The organism is Burkholderia sp. MBR-1 (assembly GCF_013822785.1).
GTDB lineage: Bacteria > Pseudomonadota > Gammaproteobacteria > Burkholderiales > Burkholderiaceae > Burkholderia > Burkholderia vietnamiensis.
In genome coordinates, this window is sequence record NZ_CP053611.1 from 720,484 (window position 1) to 739,569 (window position 19,086).

Consider the following 19,086-nt stretch of genomic DNA (forward strand, 5'->3'; position numbering starts at 1 on the left):
CCGACCGATTCTGGCCGGCTTTTTTCTACCTGGGAGCGGGCGGCGAGTACATCGTTGCCCGCTCCTCTTCGTGACCAAACTTCCCGATGATCTCGCGCGATACCACTCACCTGCTCCGCCGGCTCAATACGCATTGCGCGAAGGCGCTCGAAGCGGCAGCCAGTCTGTGCCTGGGGCGAATGACGGATGAAATCACCGTCGAGCACTGGCTGTTGAAACTGATCGAGGCAGGTGATGGCGACATCCCGGCGATTCTTCGGCACTACGCGATCGACGTCGACAAGGTGTGGGACGCGCTGATCGCGTCGATCGATCGGCTGCCGCGCAATCTGCGCGGCAAGCCGGCGATCTCGCTGCAACTGGCGACCGTCCTGCAGGACGCGCGGCTACAGGCGTCGCCCGACGGCGAAGACGCGTCGATCCGGTCGGGCAACCTGTTGCAGGCGATCGTCGCCACGCCATACGTTCTGCGCGCGCAAGACGCCTGGCCGCTGCTGTCGATCAGCAGCGCGCAGATCGAGCGCCTGCTGCCGCGCCTCGCGCATCGATCCTGCGAAAGCCGCGTCGAACCCGAAGCGATGGCCGACGCGGATGCCGACGCGCCGTCTGCGAGCGACGAACCGCACGGCCAGGCCGACGAGCACGCAACCGAAGCGGCATCGGCACGTAGCCGGTCCACCGACGGCGAAGCGCTCGCGCGCTTCGCGATCGATCTGACCGACAAGGCTCGTCGCGGCGACATCGATCCGGTCTTCGGGCGCGACCGCGAGATCCAGCAGATGGTCGACGTGCTCGCGCGTCGACGCAAGAACAACCCGATCCTCGTCGGCGAGCCGGGCGTCGGCAAGACCGCGCTCGTCGAAGGGCTCGCGCTGCGTGTCGCCAACAAGGACGTGCCGAACGTGATTCGCGACGTTCGGATCCTGACGCTCGATCTCGGCCTGCTGCAGGCCGGCGCCGGCGTGAAGGGCGAATTCGAGCAGCGCCTGAAGAACGTGATCGACGAGGTGCAAGCGTCGCCGGAGCCGATTCTGCTGTTCATCGACGAAGCCCATACGTTGATCGGCGCCGGCAACGCCGCCGGCGGCGCCGATGCGGCCAACCTGCTGAAGCCGGCCCTCGCGCGCGGCGAACTGCGCACCATCGCCGCGACCACGTGGTCCGAATACAAGCAGTTCTTCGAGCGCGACGCCGCGCTCGAGCGACGCTTTCAGATCATCAAGGTCGACGAGCCCGACGACGATGCCGCGTGCCTGATGCTGCGCGGGCTGAAGAACCACTACGCGAAATACCATCACGTCCACATCCGCGACGAAGCGCTCGTGGCCGCGGTCAAGCTCTCGCGCCGCTACATCCCCGCTCGGCAGCTGCCGGACAAGGCGGTCGACCTGATCGATACGGCGGCCGCGCGCGTGCGCATGGGGCTCGAAACGCCGCCCGCCGAACTGCAGCGCGCACGCGCGGCGGTGTCGGCGCTCGAGCTGGAGCAGACGACGCTCGACGCCGATGCGCAGGCCGGGATCGACGGCATCGAGAACCGGCGCGAAGTGCTGGCGCGCGCGCTGAGCGACGCGCGCAATGCGCTCACGCTGTTGCAGACGCGCTATACCACCGAACTCGAACTGGTTCAGCTGGTGCATGAGCAGCGCGCGGCGAAAGAAAACGCAGAGGCCGTCGCCGAACTCGGATCGCTCGACGACGCGCAGCAGCTCCTCGCCGATGTGCAGGGCAAAGCACCGCTAGTGTTCGTGGACGTCGATGCGGCGGCCATTGCGCGCGTCGTCGCCGAATGGACCGGCGTGCCGGTCGGCAGCCTCGTGGAGGACGAGCTGCAGAGCTTGTTGACGCTCGAACGGCAACTGGCCACGCGAGTCGTCGCGCAGGACGATGCGCTCGGCGCGCTCGCCGAGAGCTTGCGGACCGCCAAGGCCGGCCTCAAGAACGAGAACGCGCCGCTCGGCGTCTTCCTGCTCGCCGGCCCGTCGGGCGTCGGCAAGACCGAAACGGCGCTGGCGCTGGCCGACCTGCTGTTCGGCGGCGAAGCCGCGCTCACGACGATCAACATGTCGGAGTATCAGGAAGCGCATACGGTGTCGCAGCTGAAGGGCTCGCCGCCCGGCTACGTCGGCTACGGCCGCGGCGGCGTCCTGACCGAAGCCGTGCGGCAACGGCCGTACAGCGTCGTGCTGCTCGACGAGGTCGAAAAGGCGCATCGCGACGTGCTCGACATGTTCTATCAGGTGTTCGACCGCGGCACGATGCGCGACGGCGAAGGGCGCGAGATCGACTTCCGCAACTGCGTGATCCTGATGACGTCCAATCTCGGCAGCGCGCAGATCGACGACGCCACCGCCGACGATCCGCACATCGCGCAGGCGGCGCTGCTCGACGCGATTCATCCGCAGCTGGTCGCGCACTTCCAGCCCGCGTTGCTCGCACGCTTCCAGTCGCTCGTCTACCGGCCGCTCGACGCCGCCGCGCTGTCGTCGATCGTGCGGCTGAAGCTCGCGAAGGTCGCCGAGCGCCTGCGCCGGCAACACGACGTCGAACTGTCCTGCGACGACGCGCTGATCGGCTCGATGGCCGAGCTTTGTCTCGCTCGCGAATCCGGCGCGCGCAACGTCGACGCGTTCCTTAATCAACGCATTCTGCCGACCGTGTCGCGCGAGCTGCTCGCGCGCATGGCCGCCGGCGACATGCCGGCGAAGATCGTCCTGTCGAGTTCGGCCGACGGCAACCTGACGATCGATTTCGTCGCCCGGGACGCCGTCGCGGCCGGCCCGAGCGAGCCGGCATCGGCCGCCGCGTGACGGGAGAGGACCACCATGCCGGCCGGCCCTTCCCTCTACGACATGCTGCTCGGCCAGATCGGCGGCGAGCCGCTCGACGCCTACGACGACCGGACGCTCGAGTGCATGAGCGTCCAGCAGAACGTCCAGCGCATTCTGAACACGCGCGCGGGGGCGCTGAAACACCTGCCCGATTACGGCCTGCCGGACCTGACGAACATCTACAAGGCGCTGCCCGCATCGGCTCACGTGCTCAAGCAGCAGATGGAAGCGACGCTCGTGAAATACGAGCCGCGCATCCGTTCCATCGACGTCGACATCCTCGACAACGACGATCCCGGCGTGCTCGTCTGTTTCGAGATGACGTGCCATCTGAAGAAAGCCGGCCTAGTGCGGTTCGGCACCTACTTCGAGCCGCCCGGCCGCATGTGGCTGACACGCCGGGCGGCTGACCGCCGCTGATTCGACGCCCCGGGCCGCGCCAACCCGGCCCGAGCCGGCCCAATCCGGCCCAATCCCGCCCCATTCGACACCGAGGGTTAACACGGCGCACGTCCGGCTTTGTGCCGCGCGTCTTTTCGCCTAGAATTTATCGACCGATAACTTATCTTTCGATAAACAAGGAGTTCGCCATGCCTGTCTCGCGACTCGCGCACTACTCGATCCGCACGCTCGACCTCGACCGGTCGTGCCGGTTCTACGAGCGGGTGCTCGGCTTCAAGCGCGGCTACCGCCCGCCATTCGACTTCCCGGGCGCGTGGCTCTACGCCGGCGACGACGAAGCCGACTACGGAATCGTGCACCTGATCGGCATCGATCCGGCCGACCCGCGCGGCCTTGCCGCCTATCTCGGCGACAAGGCCGTGCCGGCCACGGGCACCGGCACCGTCGACCACATCGCGTTCCTCGCGACCGGCGTCGAAGCGATGTGGCGCACGCTGCGCGCCGAGAACGTCGCGTGGCGCGACCGCACCGTGCCGAGCCTCGGGCTGCATCAGATCTTCATCGAAGACCCGTCGGGCGTGACGATCGAACTGAACTATCCGGCCGCCGAAGTGGCCGGCCTCGACCCGCGCGGCGCAGCCGCGGCTACCCGTGGAGCGTGACATGAACGACCGCAATTCGACCAAGCGCAAGGCCGCCATCGTCGGCGGCTCACTGGGCGGCCTGTTCGCCGCGAACCTGCTGCTGCGCAACGGCTGGGACGTCGACGTGTTCGAGCGCGTGCCGGACGAACTGTCCGGGCGCGGCGCGGGCATCGTCACGCATCCCGAGCTGTTCGACGTGCTGCGCGCGGCCGGCGTCCGGATCGACGCGTCGATCGGCGTGAACGTCGACGCGCGCATCACGCTCGCGCGCGACGGTTCGCTCGCCTCCGAGCGGCCGCTGCCGCAGACGCTCACCGCGTGGAGCAAGATGTACCACGTGCTGCGCGCCGCGCTGCCGGACCAGCATTACCACGCGGGCGCCGTGGTCGCCGACGTCGCGGACGGCCCCGATCGCGCGTCGGTCACGCTCGCCGACGGCTCGGTGGTCCACGCGGATCTCGTCGTCGCCGCGGACGGCCTGCGCTCGGCGATCCGCGAAACCTTCCTGCCCGACGCGCGCTTGCAATACGCGGGCTATGTCGCATGGCGCGGGCTGGTCGACGAACGCGAGCTGTCCGACACGACGCACGCGACGCTGTTCGGCAAGTTCGCATTCGGGCTGCCGCCCCGCGAACAGATCCTCGGCTACCCGGTTGCCGGCCGGCACAACAGCACGCAGCCCGGCGAGCGCCGCTACAACTTCGTCTGGTATCGCGCGACCCGCGAAGACACCGACTTGCCGAACCTGCTGACCGACGCGACCGGCAAGCAGTGGGCCGGCGGCATTCCGCCGACGCTGATCCGGCCCGACGTGCTCACCGCGATGGAAGACGCCGCGCATGCGCTGCTCGCGCCGCAGTTCGCGGAAGTCGTGTCGCGCGCCGCGCAGCCGCTGTTTCAGCCGATCTACGACCTCGAGGTGCCGCACATGACGTTCGGCCGGATCGCGCTGCTCGGCGACGCCGCGTTCGTCGCGCGCCCGCACTGCGGGATGGGCGTCACGAAGGCGGCCGGCGACGCGATGGCGCTCGTGCAGGCGCTGGGCGCCCACGCCGATACGCTCGACGCGCTGCATGCCTACAGCGACACGCGCACCGCGTTCGGCGCCGCGATCGTCCAGCATGCGCGTCATCTCGGCGCGTACATGCAGGCGCAGTTGCAGAACGACACCGAACGCGAAATGGCCGAGCGCTATCGCACGCCCGAAATCGTGATGCGCGACACCGCCGTGCCGCCGCAACTGTGAATCGCGCAGGCCGCCTGCCCGACGTGCCGCACCACGTCATGACCGATACCAACCAGGAGACACCGTGAACCGCTCGATTCCGGCTTGTGCCGGCCCCGTCCCCGATCCGGACGCATTCGCCGCGCCCCAGCATCCGCTGCTGCGCGAGGCCCGCTTCCGCCAACTCGTCGCGCGCAGAAGGCGGTTCGCGTGGTCGCTGACCGCCGTCATGCTCACGCTCTACTTCGCGTTCATTCTCGCGCTGGCGTTCTCGCCCGCCTGGCTGGGCCGGCCGATCGCGCCGGGCCGCACGACGACGTGGGGCATCCCCGTCGGCTTCGGGATGTTCGTCGCGACCTTCGCGCTCGTCGCGCTGTACGTGCGGCGCGCCAATTCGGTACACGACGCGCGCGTCGCGTCGATTCGCGACGGAGGCGGCCAATGAAGCGCGCCGCCATCCTCGCTGCGCCGATCGTCGCGGCGGCCGGCGCAACGCCCGCATGCGCGGCCGCACCGGCCGTGCATGCGCCCGCGCACGATCCGCTCGCGATCGGCATGTTCATGCTGTTCGTCGCCGCGACGCTCGTCATCACGCGCTGGGCCGCGCGCCACAACCACAGCGTCGCCGATCACTACGCGGCCGGCGGCCGCATCACCGCGCTGCAGAACGGCTGGGCGATCGCCGGCGACTACATGTCGGCCGCGTCGCTGCTCGGCATCTCCGCGCTCGTGTTCACGAGCGGCTACGACGGGCTGATCTATTCGGTCGGCTTCCTCGCGAGCTGGCCGATCATCCTGTTCCTGATCGCCGAGCCGTTGCGCAACCTCGGCAAGTACACGCTCGCCGACGTCGTGTCGTACCGGCTGCAGCAACGCCCGATCCGCGCGTTCGCGGCGTCGAGCTCGATCGTCATCGTGCTGCTGTACCTGGTGTCGCAGATGGTCGGCGCCGGCAAGCTGGTCGAGCTGCTGTTCGGGCTGAACTACACGGTCGCGGTCGTGATCGTCGGCGTGTTGATGGTCGTCTACGTGTTCTTCGGCGGCATGCTCGCGACCACGTGGATCCAGATCGTCAAGGCCGTGCTGCTGCTCGCCGGCGCGGCCTTCATGGCGGTCATGGTGCTGAGCCGCTTCGGCTTCAGCCTCGACGCGCTGTTCGCGCAGGCGATACGCATCCATCCGAAGCACGCGGCGATCATGCGGCCGGGCGGGCTCGTGTCCGATCCGGTGTCCGCGGTGTCGCTCGGGCTCGCGCTGATCTTCGGCACGGCCGGCCTGCCGCACATCCTGATGCGCTTCTTCACCGTCGGCGACGTCGGCGCCGCGCGCAAGAGCATTCTCTATGCGACCGGCATCGTCGGCGCCGGCTATGCGCTGATCATCGTGATCGGCTTCGGCACGATCGCGCTCGTCGCCGCGGACCCGCAGTATCACGACGCAAACGGCGCGATCGCGGGCGGCGCGAACATGGTCGCGATCCATCTCGCGCACGCGGTCGGCGGCGACCTGTTTCTCGGCTTCATCTGCGCGGTCGCGTTCTCGACCATTCTCGCGGTGGTCGCCGGGCTGACGCTGGCCGGCTCGTCGGCGATCTCGCACGACCTCTACGCGAACGTGCTGCGCCGCGGCCGCGCCACCGACCGCGACGAAATGCGCGTCGCGCGCGCGACGACGCTGGTGCTCGGCGTGCTCGCGATCGTGCTGGGCATCGCGTTCCAGAAGCAGAACATCGCGTTCATCGTCAGCCTGACGTTCTCGATCGCGGCCAGCTCCAATTTCCCGGTGCTGCTGCTGTCGATCTACTGGCGCGGGCTCACCACGCGCGGCGCGGTAGTCGGCGGCGCGGTCGGCCTCGTCACCGCGGTCGCGCTGACCGTGCTGAGCCCGACCGTCTGGGTGCAGGTGCTCGGCCACGCGCATGCGCCCTACCCGTACGAATATCCGGCGCTGTTCTCGATGGCGGCGGCGTTCGTCGCGATCGTCGCGGTGTCGGTGACCGACCGGTCGGCCCGCGCGCGCCGCGAACGCGCGCTGTTCGATCTGCAGCTCGTCGCATGCGAGTTGGGCGTCGCGCCGTCGCAGTACGACCATCACAACCTGGAGACGACACGATGACCTGTACCTGCTGCATGTCCAGCGGCCGGCGCCGCGTGCTCGGCGCCTTCGCGGCGCTCGCCGGCGCGGCGGTTGCCGGACGGCCGGCGATGGCCGCCGAGCCGGGCTCGGTTTCATCGCTTGCATCGGCTTCATCGGCTCCAGCCACGCCGCCCGCCGCCCACCCGCGCGCGATCGACATTCACGCCCACTACTACCCGGAGAGCTTCTGCACGCTGGTCGGCGGCGAAGGCAAGCGGTTCGGCGGCGCGTTCACCTGCGACGACACGACCTTCACGTTCCGCACGCCGGCCGGCGGCCTCGGGCCGCTGCCGATGAAGTTCATCGACGTCGACGCGCGGCTCGCCGACATGGACGCATCCGGCGTCGACGTGCAGGCGCTGTCGCTGAGCGTGCCGATGGCGTACTGGGGCGACCGGCCGTTCAACGCGAAACTGGCGCGCACCTGGAACACGGCCGCGTCGCGCGTGCACCAGCGTCATCCGACGCGCTTCGTCGTGCTCGCGACGCTGCCGATGCTCGATGCGACCGACGCGATCGACGAGCTCGAACGCGCGTCGCAGCTGCCCGGCGTACGCGGCGTCTACATGGGCACCAACATCGACAACCGCGACCTCGACGACCCGCGCTTCGCGCCGGTCTTCGCCCGCATCGAGCAGCTCGGGCTGCCGGTGTTCCTGCATCCGCAGCAGACGGTCGGCGGCGCGCGGCTCGGCGATTTCTATCTGAGCAACCTGCTCGGCAATCCGTTCGACACCGCGATCGCCGGCTCGCATCTGATACTCGGCGGCGTGCTGGACCGCCATCCGGCGCTGCATTTCACGCTGCCGCATGCGGGGGGCGCGTTGCCGATCCTGGTCGGGCGGCTCGATGCCGGCTGGACCGTGCGGCCCGAAACGCGCCGGCTCGCGCAGCAGCCGAGCAGCTACCTGCGGCGCTTCAGCTACGACACCGTGTCGCATTCGGGGCCAGTGCTGAACTTCCTGATCGACACGGTCGGCATCGACCGGCTCGTGCTCGGCAGCGACTACTGTTTCGACATGGGCTACGCGCAGCCGGTGCGCTTTCTCGACCGGCTGGACCTCACCGCCGCCCAGCGCGCGATGGTGCTGGGCGGCAATGCCGGCCGGCTGCTGCGGATCTAGGCGCGGGCGTGGCGTGCGCCGCGCCAGGGCCTGTTCACCGGCCCGATGCGTTCAGAACGTTTCAGCCGGGCTTCAGGTCTTGATCGCGCCCCGTGCGTAGACTGCCATCCTGAGCTGCCGCGCAGCACCGCGCGTGCGCTCGTCATCGACTGCTGGAGTAATCACATGACCCCTGTCGCCCATCACAGGCGCGCGACAACCCGACCCGCACGACACGGCCTGCACGCGTCGTGCGGCGCCCCGACGCGCACGGAGCACGCATGAAGCACAAGCGACTCTGGATCGGCGCAGCCGGCATCGCGATCGCGGGCATCGCCGTCGCAATCGGCATCATGGTGCGGCCCGCGATCGCGCCGATCGATCCGCCGGCCGCCGCTTCGTTCGATCCGCAACTCGTGCGCGCGGGCGCGCGCGTCGTCGCGCTCGGCGATTGCGTCGTGTGCCACACCGCGAAGGACGGCAAGCCGTTCGCCGGCGGCCTGCCGCTCGCGACGCCGTTCGGCACGATCTACGCGACCAACATCACGCCCGATCCGGACACCGGCATCGGCCGCTGGTCGCGCGACGCGTTCGCCCGCGCGCTGCGCACCGGCATCGGCCGCAACGGCCAGCCGCTCTACCCGGCGTTCCCGTACATCCATTTCACGCGGATGTCGGACGACGACATCGCCGCAGCCTATGCGTACCTGATGACGCGCGAGCCGGTACACGCGAGCGCGCCGGCCAACGACCTGATGTTCCCGCTGAACTTCCGGCCGCTGGTCGCGTTCTGGAACGTGCTGTTCCTGCGTGAAGGCGCCTATCGCGCCGACCCGGCCCAATCCGCCCAATGGAACCGCGGCAGGATGCTCGTCGATGGCCTCGGCCACTGCGCGTCGTGCCATTCGCCGCTGAATGCGATCGGCGGCGAACAGGGCGGCCGCGCGTTCGACGGCGGCCTCGTCGACGGCTGGGAAGCGCCGCCGCTCAACGCGCTCGGCCACGCCGCGCGCCCGTGGACGCAGGCGCAGCTCGTCACGTATCTGCGCACCGGCCGCGCGAGCGAGCACGGCGCCGCAGCGGGGCCGATGCTGCCGGTCACGCGCGATCTCGCGACGGTGCCGGCCGACGACGTCGAAGCGATCGCCACGTACATCCTGTCGATCCAGAAACCGGCCGATGCGCGGGCGCGCGACACCGCGTCCGGGTCGGAACGCATCGCGAAGGACCCGGCCGCGCAGCGCGGCGCCGTGCTGTTCCAGGCATCGTGCGCGCAGTGCCACGGGCCGGGCGCGCCGATGCAGTCGATCGGCGAGCGTCCGACGCTCGCGTTCAGCACCGCGCTGAACGCCGATACGCCGCGCAACGCGATCCAGATGATGTTCAACGGCATCGGCTGGCACGGCGAGGACACGCTGAACTACATGCCGTCGTTCGTCGACCAGTACGACGATGCGCAGATCGCCGATCTCGCCGCGTACGTTCGCGCGGCATACACCGATCGCCCCGCGTGGACCGGTGCCGACGCGATGGCCGCCAAGCTCAGAAAAGAGGACACCGCTCGATGATCACCCTCACCGTCAACGGCGTGCGGCACACGCTCGACATCGATCCATCCACGCCGCTGCTGTACGCGCTGCGCAACGACCTGCACCTGCACGGCGCGAAGTTCGGCTGCGGGCTCGGCCAATGCGGCGCCTGCACCGTGATCGTCGACGGCAAGCCGACCTTCTCGTGCCTGATGCCGGTCGCCGCGGTCGGTTCGCGCAACGTGCGCACGATCGAAAGCCTCGGCACCGCCGAGCATCCCGGGCCGCTGCAGCGCGCTTTCGTCGAGCATCAGGCCGCGCAGTGCGGCTACTGCATCGCCGGCATGATCATGCGCGCGCAGGCGCTGCTCGAGCGCAATCCGAAACCGACGGAGCAGGAGCTGCGCACGCACATGGAGCCGAATCTGTGCCGCTGCGGCACGCACATGCGCATTCTCGCGGCCGTGCGCTCGGTCGCCGGGCTGCCGGCTCCGGAACCGGCTTCCGCTCCCGTCACGATCAGCAAGGCACTGTGATGAATTCCCACGACGACATCGACGAAGGCCGCCGGCATTTCATCGTTTCCGGCGCGCTGTTCGTCGCGTTTACGCTCGCGCCTGCCGCGCGTGCGGCGGCGCAGCTCGTGATCGCCGACGAAGGCGCGGCCGTTCACGTCGCCAAAGCCACGCAGGCGCTGGCCGGCAGTCTGAAGACGAATCCGCTGCTCGACGCGTGGATCAAGATCGCCCCCGACGGCAAGGTGACCGTCTTCACCGGCAAGGTCGAGCTGGGCACCGGCATTCGCACCGCGTTGCTGCAGGTCGCCGCCGAGCAGCTCGACATGAAGCCGTCGCTGATCACGTTCCTGACGGCCGACACCGGCGCGTCGCCCGACGAGGGGTTGACCGCCGGCAGCCACACGATGGCCGACAGCGGCTCCGCGCTGCTGAATGCGGCCGCGCAGGTGCGCGCGCTGCTGGTCGAGGGCGCGGCGAAGCGCCTGGGCGTCGCTCCGAATACGCTCACCACGGCCGACGCGGTGATCCGCGCGCCCGACGGCCGCACGATGACCTACGGCGACGCGATCCGCACGGTCGACCTGCACCGCAACGCGGCGCCGACCTCGCCGCTGAAGAATCCGTCGACGTTCGCGGTCATCGGCACGTCGCTGCCGCGCGTCGACATTCCGAACAAGGTCACGGGCGGCGTCAGCTACGTGCAGGACATGCAGCTGCCCGGCATGCTGCACGCGCGCGTCGTGATGCCGCCGGTGTACGACGCGAAGCTGCTGTCGTTCGACGAAGCCGCGATCCTGAAGCTGCCGGGCGTCGTGCGGATCGTGCGCAACGGCAGCATGCTCGCGGTGGTCGCGCAGGGCGAGTGGCAGGCGGTGGTCGCGCAGCGCGCGCTGGCCGCCGGCAGCCGCTGGTCGCCGGGCCGCAAGCTGCCCGATCGCGCCACCGTCCATGCGGAACTGAAGCGGATCTCGACGCAGCGCATCGAAATCGCGAACACGCACGCGGCGACGGCGCCGGCCGCGAAGACGCTGAACGCGACGTTCCTGAAGAACTACCTGCTGCACGGGTCGATCGGGCCGTCGTGTTCGGTCGCGCATCTCGAGAACGGAATGATGACGGTGTGGACCCATTCGCAGGGCGTCTACCCGCTGCGCGATGCGCTCGCGCAGATGCTGTCGATGCCGAAGGCGAACGTGCGCTGCATCCACACCGAGGGCTCGGGCTGCTACGGCCACAACGGCGCGGACGACGTCGCCGCGCACGCCGCGCTGATCGCGGCCGCGCTGCCAGGCAAGCCGATCCGCGTGCAGTGGATGCGCGAGCAGGAACACACGTGGGATCACTTCACGCCGGCGATGGTGACCGAGGTCAGTGCGTCGCTCGACGCGAGCGGCCGCATCGTCGACTGGAACTACGCGCTGTGGAGCAGCTCGCACAACGAGCGGATCGTCGACGCCGGCCGGCTGCTGCCCGCGCGCATGCTGGAGCCGCCGTTCGTGCCCGCGCCGTCGACGCCGATGCTGCAGCCCGAAGGCGGCGCCGACCGCAACGCGATCCCGCTGTACACGCTACCGAACCAGCACATCGTCAACAACTTCTCGCCGACGATGCCGCTGCAGACCTCCGCGATGCGCTCGCTCGGCGCGCACACCAACGTCTGGGCGATCGAGAGCTTCATGGACGAGCTCGCGCACGCGGCCGGCGTCGATCCGGTCGAGTTCCGGCTGCGCCACATGGACGACCATCGCGCGCGCCAGGTCATCAAGCTCGTCGCGACGCACTTCGGCTGGCCGCGGCCGCCGCGCGCGCGCAACCGCGGCGTCGGCTTCGCGTTCGGCAAGTACAAGAACCTGATGGCGTACGTCGCGATCGCCGTCGAGGTGTCGATCGTGCCGGAGACGGGGCAGGTCACGCTCGAGCACGCGGAAGCGGCCGTCGACGCCGGCCAGATCGTGTCGCCGGACGGCATCCGCAACCAGATCGAAGGCGGCATCGTGCAGGCCGCGAGCTGGACGCTGTACGAGGCGCTGAAATACGACACCGAGCGGATCCGCAGCTTCGACTGGAGCAGTTATCCTATCCTGCGTTTCTCCGCCGCACCGCAAAGCGTGAAGGTGCACCTCGTCAATCGTCCGGGCGCGCCGTTTCTCGGTGCGGCCGAAGCGTCGATGGGGCCGACCGCCGGCGCACTGGCCAACGCGATCTTCGATGCGACCGGCCAGCGCATGCGGGAGATGCCGTTCGCCGGCGACGCGCTGAGAAAACGCATCGACGCGTAGCGCGCCGCGCGACGCCCGACCTACCCGCGCCGCTGGCGCCGGCACGCACCGGCGCCACGCGCCCACCGCCTGGAGAACCCCGACGATGGATACCTTGCTTTCGATGCGCGTGTTCACGCGCATCGTCGAAACCGGCAGCTTCACGCGCGCGTCGGACACCACGGGCCTCACGACGCCGCGCGTGTCCGCGCTGCTGAGCGCGCTCGAACAGCACCTCGGCTGCCGGCTGCTGAACCGCACCACGCGCCGCATCTCGCTGACCGAGGACGGTCAGGCGTACTACGAGCGCTCGGTCGCGGTGTTGCGCGAGATCGACGACATGGAGGCGTCGGTATCGCACGCGCGCAACGTGCCGCGCGGCCGCCTGAAAGTGAACCTACCGCCGGCGATGGCGCGGCAGGTCGTGGTGCCCGCGCTGCCGGAGTTTCTCGAAGCGCATCCGGGCATCATGATCGAGCTCGGCGTGACGGACCGGCAGATCGACCTGGTCGGCGAAGGCGTCGACTGCGTGGTGCGCATCGGCGCGCTCGACGACTCGGGGATGATCGCGAAGCGAATCGGCAGCCTGACCACCTGCACGTGCGCGTCGCCCGCGTACCTCGCCCGCTTCGGCGAACCCGAGACCGTCGACGATCTCGCGCAGCACGTCGCGGTCAGCCACATCTCGGCCGACACCGGCCGGCCGCGCGTGTGGGACTACGTGGTCGACGGCGAACCGCGCATCGTGCAGATGTGCGGCACGGTGGCCGTCAACGATGCGGACAACTACATCGAGTGCGGCGTGGCCGGCATCGGCCTCATCAAGACGTCGCTGTATCTGGTGGACCCGTACCTGAAGTCCGGGCGGCTGCGCGAAGTGCTGACCGCATTCAACGCGCCGCCGCGGCCGATCTCGGTGCTGTATCCGCCCAACCGTCACATCCCCGTCAAGCTCAAGGTGTTCGTCGACTGGCTCGCGAGCCAGTTCGAGCGGATTCCCACCCTGCAGGGCCAGCGCGGCTGAACCCGCGCGGCGCGGCACCTTTGCGTGCCGCGCAACGCTCGATTGCGCGCTCGCTCGATTCCCGTTTTATCGAATGATCAATAGTATCGACGGCAATGCGGTGCATCGTCGCCCGCCGGGCCGACAGGCGCTGCCGGCGCGGTGATACGGCGCCCGCCCTTCCCTTTTTCAGGAGTCGACCATGTCAGCAGATTCAACGCCGCTCGCGGCGGGCGCGCACGGCGCCAAACTCACGCAGGGGCTGATCCTGCTGTTCGCGTTCAGTTGCGGCGCGATCGTCGCGAACCTGTACTACGCGCAGCCGATCACCGAACTGATCGCGCCGGGGCTCCACATGTCGGGCGACACGGCGAGCCTGATCGTGTCGCTGACGCAGATCGGCTATGCGCTCGGCCTGTTCTTCATCGTGCCGCTCGGCGACCTGCTCGAGAACCGCAAGCTGATGATCGTGACGGCCGTCGTGTCGATCGCGAGCCTCGCGGCGGCCGCGTTCGTGCACACCGCCGGGCTGTTTCTGGCGATCTCGCTGCTGATCGGCTTCAGCTCGGTGGCGGTCCAGATCCTGGTGCCGCTCGCCGCGCATCTCGCGCCCGATCATTCGCGCGGCCGCGTGGTCGGCACCATCATGAGCGGGCTGCTGCTCGGCATCCTGCTCGCGCGTCCGCTGTCGAGCGTGGTCGCCGACGCGTTCGGCTGGCGCTTCGTGTTTGCGGCGGCGGCCGTGCTGATGACGCTCGTCACCGCGGTGCTCGCGCTGACGATTCCGGCGCGCCAGCCCGACCATCGCGCGACCTACTTCGAGCTGATCGGCTCGCTGCTGCATCTGGTCCGCACGATGCCGATCCTGCGTCACCGCGCGTTCTACCAGGGCCTGATGTTCGCGTCGTTCAGCCTGTTCTGGACCGCCGTGCCGGTCGAGCTGACGCGCCACTACGGTCTGTCGCAAACGGCGATCGGCGTGTTCGCGCTGGTCGGCGCGATCGGCGCGACGTCGGCGCCGGTGGCCGGCCGGCTCGCGGACGCCGGCCATACGGTGCGCGCGACGCTGATCGCGCTGATCGCCGGCGCCCTCGCGTATGCGATCGCGCTGGTGCACGGCGCGGGCCTCTACGGGCTCGTCGTCACCGGCATCGTGCTCGACTTCGCGGTGCAGATGAACATGGTGCTCGGCCAGCGCGAGATCTATGCGCTGCATGCAGCGAGCCGCAATCGCCTGAACGCGCTGTACATGACGAGCATCTTCGTCGGCGGCGCGCTCGGCTCGGCGCTCGCCAGCCCGCTTTACGAACGCGGCGGCTGGCCGCTCGTCGCGGCGGTGGCCGGTGTGTTCCCGGTCGTCGCGCTCGCGCACTACCTCGCGATCGGGCGGCCGCATGCGCGCCGCCACGCCCAAGGCTGACCGCGCGGACGTCACCGCGCCCAACGTGAAACGAAAGGAGTCCACCATGTCTTCCCTGCTCAGTGCCTACGACCTGCGCGGCCTCGCGCTGCCCAACCGTGTCGTGATGGGGCCGATGACGCGTTCGCGCGCGCCGTCGCGCGGCCTGCCGACCGAACTGATGGCCGAGTACTACGCGCAGCGCGCGTCCGCCGGGCTGATCGTGACCGAGGCGACCAACGTCAGCACGGCGTCCGCGGCATTCGAATCGACGCCCGGGCTGATCGACGATGCGCAGGTCGCCGGCTGGAAGAAGATCACCGACGCCGTCCATGCGAACGGCGGGCGCATCTTCGCGCAGTTGTGGCACGGCGGGCGCGTCGGCTCGCTGGCGCTGCTCGATGGCGCCGCGCCGCTGTCGCCGTCGGGCGTGAACGACGACCTCGAGCAGCTGCAGGTGTGGGCGCAGCTGCACAACGGCTATTACACGAAGATCCACGCGACGCCGTCGCGCGCGATGACGACCGACGAAGTGGTCGCGGCGGTCGCCGAATTCCGCCACGCGGCAATGCAGGCGATGGCCGCGGGCTTCGACGGCGTCGAGATCCATGCGGCCAACGGCTATCTGCCGCACCAGTTTCTGTCGTCGACGCTGAACCGCCGCGACGATCGCTACGGCGGCTCGGTCGCGAACCGCGCGCGCTTTCTCGAGGAGATCGTCGACGCGGTGGGCGGCGTGATGCCGCTGAGCCGCGTCGGCGTGCGCGTTTCGCCGTACGCGAAGTACAACAACGTGCGCGACGCCGATCCCGATGCGACCTACGCATACGTCGGGCGCATGCTCGACGACGCGGGCGTCGCCTACCTGCACGCGGCCGACACCAACGGCTGGAGCGGCGAGCCCGATCTGCCGCGCATCGTCGCGCAGGCGCGCCGGTCGTTCGGCGGCACGCTGATCGTCAACGGCGGCATCGCGCCGGACGCGGCGAACGCGCTGATCGATGCGGGCGACGCCGATCTCGTCGCGTTCGCGCGTGCGTACATCGCCAACCCGGATCTCGTCGAGCGCATCGCGACGCGGGCGCCGCTCGCGCAGCCGAAGTCGATCGGCTGGTACGGCGGCGACCGCGCCGGTTACGTGGACTATGCGCGGCACAATGCGGCGGAAGCGGGGGTGTAGGGATGTGGGGGGCGGAGAGCGTGCAGTTACCCGTCGCCGCCCGCCCCGTCCCACGGCAGCCGGCCATCGCCCGGCCGCCCCGACGCCGTCACGCGTCGGTCCATCGCGCGCCCAGCACGCGCCCGCAGAAGTTCGGCCGATGAAAATCCGGGTCCGCGCGTTCGAGCACGTCGGCGCTCCACGTACCGAACGTCGACTGCGGCCGATGTTCGACGCCGCGCGCGACCGTGTCGAGAAACGCTTCGCGAAAACCGCTGCCGCGCGGGTACGCGGCCAGCAGCGCGGCCCGCTCGTCGGCCGTATAGGCGTCGAAGTCGGTCGCCATCAGATCGGTCGACACCGCACCGGCCAGCGCGCGCGCAAGCGGCGATGCGCGCACGGCCACGCCCGGCGTCGTATGCAGCGCGATCGCGTGCCACACGTCGTCGCGCATGCGCCGCGAGCGGCGATGCCGCAGCAGCAGCGCATGCGCGGCATCCGCCCCGTCGAGCTCGTAACGTGCGGTCGAGCGGCAGTACGCGTGGCTCAATCCCATGTTCACGTACATCGCGGCGACATACAGCGCATCGGCATCGCACGTGTCGCCCGCGCGCCGCGCGGCGAGCGACGCGAACACGAATACGCGCGCGGCGTGACCGGCGAGCGCGGCAGGCAACGATGCGCGCGCCGCGTCGGCCGCGTCGATCGCCAGCGGCGTGCGCGGAATGCGCACGCCGGCCACCTCGCCGCCGTCAGCCGGTGCGCGCGTGTGCGCAGCATTCATCTCGTCTCCTCATGCCCCGTGCACGGGGCGGAAAATCGTTCAATGCAACGCGCGGCCGCGCACGCGGCACGCCGGGGCGGCGCGCTAGAACGCGACGCAGCGGCAGCCGAACGCGTCGCAACGATCGCCGGCGGCGCTCGCCGTCGGAAAGCGCGAGCGCGCGAAGCGGCGTCCGTGGCCGCGGGTACGGCACGCGTCCATCCCCGGCTCGGCGCATGCGCCCGCCGCCGCCGACGCGCGCGCACGGGCTCGCGCGCCGCCCGCCGCATCATCGGCGCCGCCGTCTGCGCCGCGGTCGGCCACCGGCGACCACGCGGGGCTGACGGGCGGCAACGGCGGCGCGAGCGACGCGAATTCGGCGTCCGCGTGCACGACCTTGCCGTCCACGACCGTCAGCACCGACGACAACTGCGGAATGCGCGCGACGTCGATCGCGAAGTAGTCGTCGCTCAGCACCGCAAAGTCCGCGTACCGGCCGGGCGTCAGCGCGCCCTTGCGGTGCTCGTCCGCCGAGAACCACGCGCTGCCGAGCGTGTGCACGCGCAGCGCCTCCATCCGGCCGAGCCGCGCACGCGCGGGGTACAGCGGCGTGCCGCCGACCGAGCGCCCCGACACCATCCAGTACAGCGCGACGAACGGGTTGTAGCCGGCCGTCTGCGTCGCACCGGAGCCCGCGCCGACCGGCAGCCCGGCCGCGAGCATCGCGCGGATCGGCGGCGCGCGGCGCGCCGCGGTCGCGCCGTAGCGCGCGATGAACGCCTCGCCCTGGAACGCCATGCGCGGCTGCACGGTCACGCCGCCGCCGAGCGCTGCGATCCGGGCGATATTGGCGTCCGACAGCGTTTCACAACGGTCGAAGCACCAGCGCAAGCCGTCGAACGGCAGCTCGCGATTCACCGCTTCGAAAACGTCGAGGAAACGGCCGATCGACTCGTCGTAGGTCGCATGCAGCCGGAACGGCCAGCGGTGGCGCACCAGCAGCCGCACGACGGCCGCGAGATCCGCCTCGAGCGACGCCGGCAGCTCGGTGCGCGGCTCGAGGAAGTTGCCGAGATCGACCGCCGAGAACAGCAGCCGCTCGCCGGCGCCGTGCGTGCGCAGGAACGCGTCGCCATCGCCGGGCGCCGTCAGCGCGATCCATTTCGCGAAGTCGTCGACTTCGCGGCCCGCATGCCGCGCGCCGAGCGCGTAGGCGATGCGCGTCGTCAATTCGCCGCGCCGCGCGAGCGTCATGACGGCCGCATAGTCGTCCGGATAGACGAGGCCGTCGCCGCCCGCGTCGATCGCGCTCGTCACGCCGACGCGATTCAGCGCATGCATGAACTGTTGCGTCGAGTTGAGCCGGTCGCCGTCCGACAGCGCCGGCGCTGGGTCGAGCGCCGCGCTCAGCACGGCCGGGTCGGGCCGCGCGAGCAGCAGCCCGGTCGGTCGCCCGTAGCGGTCGCGCCGCAGTTCGCCGCCGCCCGGATCGGGCGTGTCGCGGTCGTAGCCGAGCGCGCGCAGCGCGGCCGCGTTCAGCCACGCGCTGTCGCCCAGGTGCTGGACGAACACGGGCGTATCGGGCGCGATTGCATTGAGCTCGGCCAGCGTCGGCCCGCGCTTTTCCGCGAACTGCAGCGCGCTCCAGCCGCCGGCGACGCGCACCCACTGCGGCGCAGGCGTGCGCCGCACCTGCCGGCGCAACCGGTCGAGCGCGTCGGCGAGCGACGGTATGCCGTCCCAGCGCAATTCGAGGTTGAAGGTCTGGCCGCCGCGGATCGCCTGCAGATGCGCATCTACGAGGCCGGGAATCACGGTGCGGCCGTGCAGGTCGATGCGCGTCGTGGCGACGTCGGCATGACGCAGCACGTCGCGATCGTCGCCGGTCGCGACGATGCGCCCGTCCTTCACCGCGAGCGCGCTGACGAACGCGCCCCGCTCGTCCTGTGTCGCAATCTTGCCGTTGAAGACGACGAGATCCGCCGAGTGCGCGGGTTCCGTCGCTCTAAGCACTGTCGGGCCTCCGGTGCGCGGCGCGCCGCGCGGTCCGCGGCTCGTACGCACTCGCCAATGCGGCCGGCACGCGCACGGCGGCACGCATGCCGCCGACGCACAG

Annotated in this window: 15 protein-coding genes; 13 read left to right on the forward strand and 2 right to left on the reverse strand. The window is 70.1% G+C overall.

Annotation, left to right across the window (positions count from 1 at the left end):
* Positions 1 to 86 precede the first annotated feature (86 nt).
* The 13 genes from tssH (at position 87) to MBR110_RS27770 (ending at position 16,228) form a co-directional block, all read left to right on the forward strand.
* On the forward strand, positions 87 to 2,810 hold the full coding sequence (tssH, locus tag MBR110_RS27710) for a type VI secretion system ATPase TssH (RefSeq protein ID WP_181709545.1): 2,724 nt from the start codon (positions 87 to 89) through the stop codon (positions 2,808 to 2,810).
* A 15-nt stretch (positions 2,811 to 2,825) separates the two neighbouring features.
* Positions 2,826 to 3,251, forward strand: a complete 426-nt coding sequence (gene tssE / locus MBR110_RS27715; protein ID WP_181709546.1) for a type VI secretion system baseplate subunit TssE — start codon at positions 2,826 to 2,828, stop codon at positions 3,249 to 3,251.
* 170 nt (positions 3,252 to 3,421) lie between these two features.
* Positions 3,422 to 3,895: a VOC family protein gene (locus tag MBR110_RS27720; RefSeq protein WP_011880434.1), complete on the forward strand. Its 474-nt coding sequence runs from the start codon at positions 3,422 to 3,424 to the stop codon at positions 3,893 to 3,895.
* Between the two features lies 1 nt (position 3,896).
* Positions 3,897 to 5,123 carry an FAD binding domain-containing protein gene (locus MBR110_RS27725; protein WP_181709547.1) on the forward strand — a complete coding sequence of 409 codons (1,227 nt, stop codon included), beginning with the start codon at positions 3,897 to 3,899 and terminating at the stop codon, positions 5,121 to 5,123.
* Positions 5,124 to 5,187: 64 nt separating this feature from the next.
* Positions 5,188 to 5,547 (forward strand): DUF485 domain-containing protein, encoded by a 360-nt coding sequence (locus MBR110_RS27730; protein ID WP_014726100.1) that lies wholly within the window; start codon positions 5,188 to 5,190, stop codon positions 5,545 to 5,547.
* The gene (actP, locus tag MBR110_RS27735; RefSeq protein WP_034193605.1) at positions 5,544 to 7,217 is read left to right on the forward strand and encodes a cation/acetate symporter ActP; all 1,674 of its coding nucleotides are present in this window, start codon (positions 5,544 to 5,546) and stop codon (positions 7,215 to 7,217) included. Before MBR110_RS27730 ends, actP begins: the two co-directional genes overlap by 4 nt.
* Positions 7,214 to 8,362, forward strand: a complete 1,149-nt coding sequence (locus tag MBR110_RS27740) for an amidohydrolase family protein (protein WP_181709548.1) — start codon at positions 7,214 to 7,216, stop codon at positions 8,360 to 8,362. Before actP ends, MBR110_RS27740 begins: the two co-directional genes overlap by 4 nt.
* Before the next feature lie 260 nt (positions 8,363 to 8,622).
* Entirely contained in the window at positions 8,623 to 9,909 is a 1,287-nt protein-coding gene (locus tag MBR110_RS27745) for a c-type cytochrome (RefSeq protein WP_011880439.1), read from the forward strand.
* Positions 9,906 to 10,406 carry a (2Fe-2S)-binding protein gene (locus tag MBR110_RS27750; RefSeq protein ID WP_011880440.1) on the forward strand — a complete coding sequence of 167 codons (501 nt, stop codon included), beginning with the start codon at positions 9,906 to 9,908 and terminating at the stop codon, positions 10,404 to 10,406. The genes MBR110_RS27745 and MBR110_RS27750 overlap by 4 nt, the downstream gene beginning before the upstream one ends.
* A complete protein-coding gene (locus tag MBR110_RS27755; protein ID WP_046429384.1) occupies positions 10,406 to 12,667 on the forward strand; it encodes a xanthine dehydrogenase family protein molybdopterin-binding subunit in 2,262 nt (753 codons plus the stop codon). Before MBR110_RS27750 ends, MBR110_RS27755 begins: the two co-directional genes overlap by 1 nt.
* Before the next feature lie 85 nt (positions 12,668 to 12,752).
* Entirely contained in the window at positions 12,753 to 13,670 is a 918-nt protein-coding gene (locus MBR110_RS27760) for a LysR family transcriptional regulator (protein ID WP_014726104.1), read from the forward strand.
* A gap of 181 nt (positions 13,671 to 13,851) precedes the next feature.
* Positions 13,852 to 15,069: an MFS transporter gene (locus MBR110_RS27765; protein ID WP_011880443.1), complete on the forward strand. Its 1,218-nt coding sequence runs from the start codon at positions 13,852 to 13,854 to the stop codon at positions 15,067 to 15,069.
* Positions 15,070 to 15,115: 46 nt separating this feature from the next.
* Entirely contained in the window at positions 15,116 to 16,228 is a 1,113-nt protein-coding gene (locus MBR110_RS27770) for an alkene reductase (protein ID WP_181709549.1), read from the forward strand.
* Positions 16,229 to 16,316: 88 nt separating this feature from the next.
* Here MBR110_RS27770 and MBR110_RS27775 read toward each other — a convergent pair whose 3' ends face one another.
* Positions 16,317 to 16,991 (reverse strand): hypothetical protein, encoded by a 675-nt coding sequence (locus tag MBR110_RS27775; protein ID WP_014726106.1) that lies wholly within the window; start codon positions 16,989 to 16,991, stop codon positions 16,317 to 16,319.
* Positions 16,992 to 17,075: 84 nt separating this feature from the next.
* Positions 17,076 to 18,983, reverse strand: a complete 1,908-nt coding sequence (locus MBR110_RS27780; RefSeq protein ID WP_181709550.1) for an amidohydrolase — start codon at positions 18,981 to 18,983, stop codon at positions 17,076 to 17,078.
* Positions 18,984 to 19,086: the final 103 nt, after the last annotated feature.